Origin of the sequence: Streptococcus sp. D2, assembly GCF_006385825.1 — a bacterium.
GTDB lineage: Bacteria > Bacillota > Bacilli > Lactobacillales > Streptococcaceae > Streptococcus > Streptococcus shenyangsis.
This window is the reverse complement of the sequence record NZ_VFSI01000024.1, coordinates 1-5,237: the sequence shown is the minus strand read 5'-3', so window position 1 is coordinate 5,237 and position 5,237 is coordinate 1. Positions and strand designations below refer to the sequence as shown.

The 5,237-nt window shown below is 49.4% G+C and carries 2 tRNA genes and 3 rRNA genes; all 5 read left to right on the top strand.

What is annotated here, in order from left to right:
- Positions 1 to 35 precede the first annotated feature (35 nt).
- The 5 genes from FJR73_RS10095 to rrf all read left to right on the top strand — a co-directional run bounded on the left by FJR73_RS10095 (position 36) and on the right by rrf (position 5,236).
- Positions 36 to 107: transfer RNA gene (locus tag FJR73_RS10095), tRNA-Glu, on the top strand.
- A 242-nt stretch (positions 108 to 349) separates the two neighbouring features.
- Positions 350 to 1,895: ribosomal RNA gene (locus FJR73_RS10085) — 16S ribosomal RNA — on the top strand.
- 51 nt (positions 1,896 to 1,946) lie between these two features.
- A tRNA-Ala gene (locus FJR73_RS10080) sits at positions 1,947 to 2,019 on the top strand.
- A gap of 124 nt (positions 2,020 to 2,143) precedes the next feature.
- A 23S ribosomal RNA gene (locus tag FJR73_RS10075) occupies positions 2,144 to 5,044 on the top strand.
- 76 nt (positions 5,045 to 5,120) lie between these two features.
- Positions 5,121 to 5,236: ribosomal RNA gene (rrf, locus tag FJR73_RS10070) — 5S ribosomal RNA — on the top strand.
- Together the 16S, 23S and 5S rRNA genes with 2 tRNA genes alongside form the textbook arrangement of a ribosomal RNA operon.
- The last annotated feature ends 1 nt before the right edge of the window (position 5,237 follow it).

The window sequence follows — 5,237 nt, the reverse complement described above, 5'->3', positions numbered from 1 at the left end:
GCTGTATAATAGTAAGAGTTGAAAATAACAACTCTGGTCCGTTGGTCAAGGGGTTAAGACACCGCCTTTTCACGGCGGTAACACGGGTTCGAATCCCGTACGGACTATGGTATGTTGCAGATAAAATACTGATTGAAAAAAATTAAAAAAAGTTTCAAAAAAGTGTTGACAAGCGAAAGCGACTGTGATATACTAATATAGTTGTCACTTGAGAGAAGCGAGTGACAAAGACCTTTGAAAACTGAACAAGACGAACCAATGTGCAGGGCACTACAACTAAGGTTGTAGTACTGAACAATGAAAAAAACAATAAATCTGTCAGTGACAGAAATGAGTGAGAACTCAAACTTTTAATGAGAGTTTGATCCTGGCTCAGGACGAACGCTGGCGGCGTGCCTAATACATGCAAGTAGAACGCTGAAGGAGGAGCTTGCTTCTCCGGATGAGTTGCGAACGGGTGAGTAACGCGTAGGTAACCTGCCTGGTAGTGGGGGATAACTATTGGAAACGATAGCTAATACCGCATAATAGCAGTTGTTGCATGACAACTGTTTGAAAGGTGCAATTGCACCACTACCAGATGGACCTGCGTTGTATTAGCTAGTTGGTGGGGTAACGGCTCACCAAGGCGACGATACATAGCCGACCTGAGAGGGTGATCGGCCACACTGGGACTGAGACACGGCCCAGACTCCTACGGGAGGCAGCAGTAGGGAATCTTCGGCAATGGACGGAAGTCTGACCGAGCAACGCCGCGTGAGTGAAGAAGGTTTTCGGATCGTAAAGCTCTGTTGTAAGAGAAGAACGAGTGTGAGAGTGGAAAGTTCACACTGTGACGGTATCTTACCAGAAAGGGACGGCTAACTACGTGCCAGCAGCCGCGGTAATACGTAGGTCCCGAGCGTTGTCCGGATTTATTGGGCGTAAAGCGAGCGCAGGCGGTTAGATAAGTCTGAAGTTAAAGGCTGTGGCTTAACCATAGTACGCTTTGGAAACTGTTTAACTTGAGTGCAAGAGGGGAGAGTGGAATTCCATGTGTAGCGGTGAAATGCGTAGATATATGGAGGAACACCGGTGGCGAAAGCGGCTCTCTGGCTTGTAACTGACGCTGAGGCTCGAAAGCGTGGGGAGCAAACAGGATTAGATACCCTGGTAGTCCACGCCGTAAACGATGAGTGCTAGGTGTTAGACCCTTTCCGGGGTTTAGTGCCGTAGCTAACGCATTAAGCACTCCGCCTGGGGAGTACGACCGCAAGGTTGAAACTCAAAGGAATTGACGGGGGCCCGCACAAGCGGTGGAGCATGTGGTTTAATTCGAAGCAACGCGAAGAACCTTACCAGGTCTTGACATCCCTCTGACCGCTCTAGAGATAGAGCTTTCCTTCGGGACAGAGGTGACAGGTGGTGCATGGTTGTCGTCAGCTCGTGTCGTGAGATGTTGGGTTAAGTCCCGCAACGAGCGCAACCCCTATTGTTAGTTGCCATCATTTAGTTGGGCACTCTAGCGAGACTGCCGGTAATAAACCGGAGGAAGGTGGGGATGACGTCAAATCATCATGCCCCTTATGACCTGGGCTACACACGTGCTACAATGGCTGGTACAACGAGTCGCAAGTCGGTGACGACAAGCTAATCTCTTAAAGCCAGTCTCAGTTCGGATTGTAGGCTGCAACTCGCCTACATGAAGTCGGAATCGCTAGTAATCGCGGATCAGCACGCCGCGGTGAATACGTTCCCGGGCCTTGTACACACCGCCCGTCACACCACGAGAGTTTGTAACACCCGAAGTCGGTGAGGTAACCGTAAGGAGCCAGCCGCCTAAGGTGGGATAGATGATTGGGGTGAAGTCGTAACAAGGTAGCCGTATCGGAAGGTGCGGCTGGATCACCTCCTTTCTAAGGAAAAGGAACTGCGCATTGGTCTTGTTTAGTCTTGAGAGGTCTTGTGGGGCCTTAGCTCAGCTGGGAGAGCGCCTGCTTTGCACGCAGGAGGTCAGCGGTTCGATCCCGCTAGGCTCCATTGGTGAGAGATCACCAAGTAATGCACATTGAAAATTGAATATCTATATCAAATAGTAACAAGAAAATAAACCGAAAACGCTGTAGTATTAATAAGAGTTTATGACTGAAAGGTCAAAAAATAAGGTTAAGTTAATAAGGGCGCACGGTGGATGCCTTGGCACTAGGAGCCGAAGAAGGACGTGACAAACGACGATATGCCTTGGGTAGCTGTAAGTAAGCGATGATCCAGGGATTTCCGAATGGGGGAACCCAACAGGTACTACCTGTTACCCGCATCTGTTAAGGATGTGAGGAGGAAGACGCAGTGAACTGAAACATCTAAGTAGCTGCAGGAAGAGAAAGCAAAAGCGATTGCCTTAGTAGCGGCGAGCGAAACGGCAGGAGGGCAAACCGAAGAGTTTACTCTTCGGGGTTGTAGGACTGCAATGTGGACTCAAAGATTATAGAAGAATGATTTGGGAAGATCAGCCAAAGAGAGTAATAGCCTCGTATTTAAAATAGTCTTTGTACCTAGCAGTATCCTGAGTACGGCGGGACACGCGAAATCCCGTCGGAATCTGGGAGGACCATCTCCCAACCCTAAATACTCCCTAGTGACCGATAGTGAACCAGTACCGTGAGGGAAAGGTGAAAAGCACCCCGGGAGGGGAGTGAAATAGAACCTGAAACCGTGTGCCTACAACAAGTTCGAGCCCGTTAATGGGTGAGAGCGTGCCTTTTGTAGAATGAACCGGCGAGTTACGTTATGATGCGAGGTTAAGTTGAAGAGACGGAGCCGTAGGGAAACCGAGTCTGAACAGGGCGAATTAGTATCATGACGTAGACCCGAAACCATGTGACCTACCCATGAGCAGGTTGAAGGTGCGGTAAGACGCACTGGAGGACCGAACCAGGGCACGTTGAAAAGTGCTTGGATGACTTGTGGGTAGCGGAGAAATTCCAAACGAACTTGGAGATAGCTGGTTCTCTCCGAAATAGCTTTAGGGCTAGCGTCGACATTAAGATTCTTGGAGGTAGAGCACTGTTTGGGTGAGGGGTCCATCCCGGATTACCAATCTCAGATAAACTCCGAATGCCAATGAATTATGGTCGGCAGTCAGACTGCGAGTGCTAAGATCCGTAGTCGAAAGGGAAACAGCCCAGACCACCAGCTAAGGTCCCAAAATAATTGTTAAGTGGAAAAGGATGTGGGGTTGCACAGACAACTAGGATGTTAGCTTAGAAGCAGCTATTCATTCAAAGAGTGCGTAATAGCTCACTAGTCGAGTGACCCTGCGCCGAAAATGTACCGGGGCTAAAACAATTTACCGAAGCTGTGGATACCTTTATAGGTATGGTAGGAGAGCGTTCTATGTGTGAAGAAGGTGTACCGTGAGGAGTGCTGGAACGCATAGAAGTGAGAATGCCGGTATGAGTAGCGAAAGACAGGTGAGAATCCTGTCCACCGTAAGACTAAGGTTTCCAGGGGAAGGCTCGTCCGCCCTGGGTTAGTCGGGACCTAAGGAGAGACCGAAAGGTGTATCCGATGGACAACAGGTTGATATTCCTGTACTAGAGTATGTAGTGATGGAGGGACGCAGTAGGCTAACTAAAGCAGACGATTGGAAGAGTCTGTCTAAGCAGTGAGGTGTGATATGAGTCAAATGCTTATATCTATAACATTGAGCTGTGATGGGGAGCGAAGTTTAGTAGCGAAGTTAGTGACGTCACACTGCCAAGAAAAGCTTCTAGCGTTTAAACATACTCTACCCGTACCGCAAACCGACACAGGTAGTCGAGGCGAGTAGCCTCAGGTGAGCGAGAGAACTCTCGTTAAGGAACTCGGCAAAATGACCCCGTAACTTCGGGAGAAGGGGTGCTGACTTTAAGTCAGCCGCAGTGAATAGGCCCAAGCAACTGTTTATCAAAAACACAGCTCTCTGCTAAATCGTAAGATGATGTATAGGGGGTGACGCCTGCCCGGTGCTGGAAGGTTAAGAGGAGTGCTTAGCGCAAGCGAAGGTATGAATTGAAGCCCCAGTAAACGGCGGCCGTAACTATAACGGTCCTAAGGTAGCGAAATTCCTTGTCGGGTAAGTTCCGACCCGCACGAAAGGCGTAATGATTTGGGCACTGTCTCAACGAGAGACTCGGTGAAATTTTAGTACCTGTGAAGATGCAGGTTACCCGCGACAGGACGGAAAGACCCCATGGAGCTTTACTGCAGTTTGATATTGAGTGTCTGTACCACATGTACAGGATAGGTAGGAGTCTATGAGATCGGGACGCCAGTTTCGAAGGAGACGATGTTGGGATACTACCCTTGTGTTATGGCCACTCTAACCCAGATAGGTGATCCCTATCGGAGACAGTGTCTGACGGGCAGTTTGACTGGGGCGGTCGCCTCCTAAAAGGTAACGGAGGCGCCCAAAGGTTCCCTCAGAATGGTTGGAAATCATTCGCAGAGTGTAAAGGTATAAGGGAGCTTGACTGCGAGAGCTACAACTCGAGCAGGGACGAAAGTCGGGCTTAGTGATCCGGTGGTTCCGTATGGAAGGGCCATCGCTCAACGGATAAAAGCTACCCTGGGGATAACAGGCTTATCTCCCCCAAGAGTTCACATCGACGGGGAGGTTTGGCACCTCGATGTCGGCTCGTCGCATCCTGGGGCTGTAGTCGGTCCCAAGGGTTGGGCTGTTCGCCCATTAAAGCGGCACGCGAGCTGGGTTCAGAACGTCGTGAGACAGTTCGGTCCCTATCCGTCGCGGGCGTAGGAAATTTGAGAGGATCTGCTCCTAGTACGAGAGGACCAGAGTGGACTTACCGCTGGTGTACCAGTTGTCTTGCCAAAGGCATCGCTGGGTAGCTATGTAGGGAAGGGATAAACGCTGAAAGCATCTAAGTGTGAAACCCACCTCAAGATGAGATTTCCCATGATTTTATATCAGTAAGAGCCCTGAGAGATGATCAGGTAGATAGGTTAGAAGTGGAAGTGTGGCGACACATGTAGCGGACTAATACTAATAGCTCGAGGACTTATCCAAAGTAACTGAGAATATGAAAGCGAACGGTTTTCTTGATTTGAATAGATATTCAATTTTGAGTAGGTATTACTCAGAGTTAAGTGACGATAGCCTAGGAGATACACCTGTACCCATGCCGAACACAGAAGTTAAGCCCTAGAACGCCGGAAGTAGTTGGGGGTTGCCCCCTGTGAGATATGGAAGTCGCTTAGCT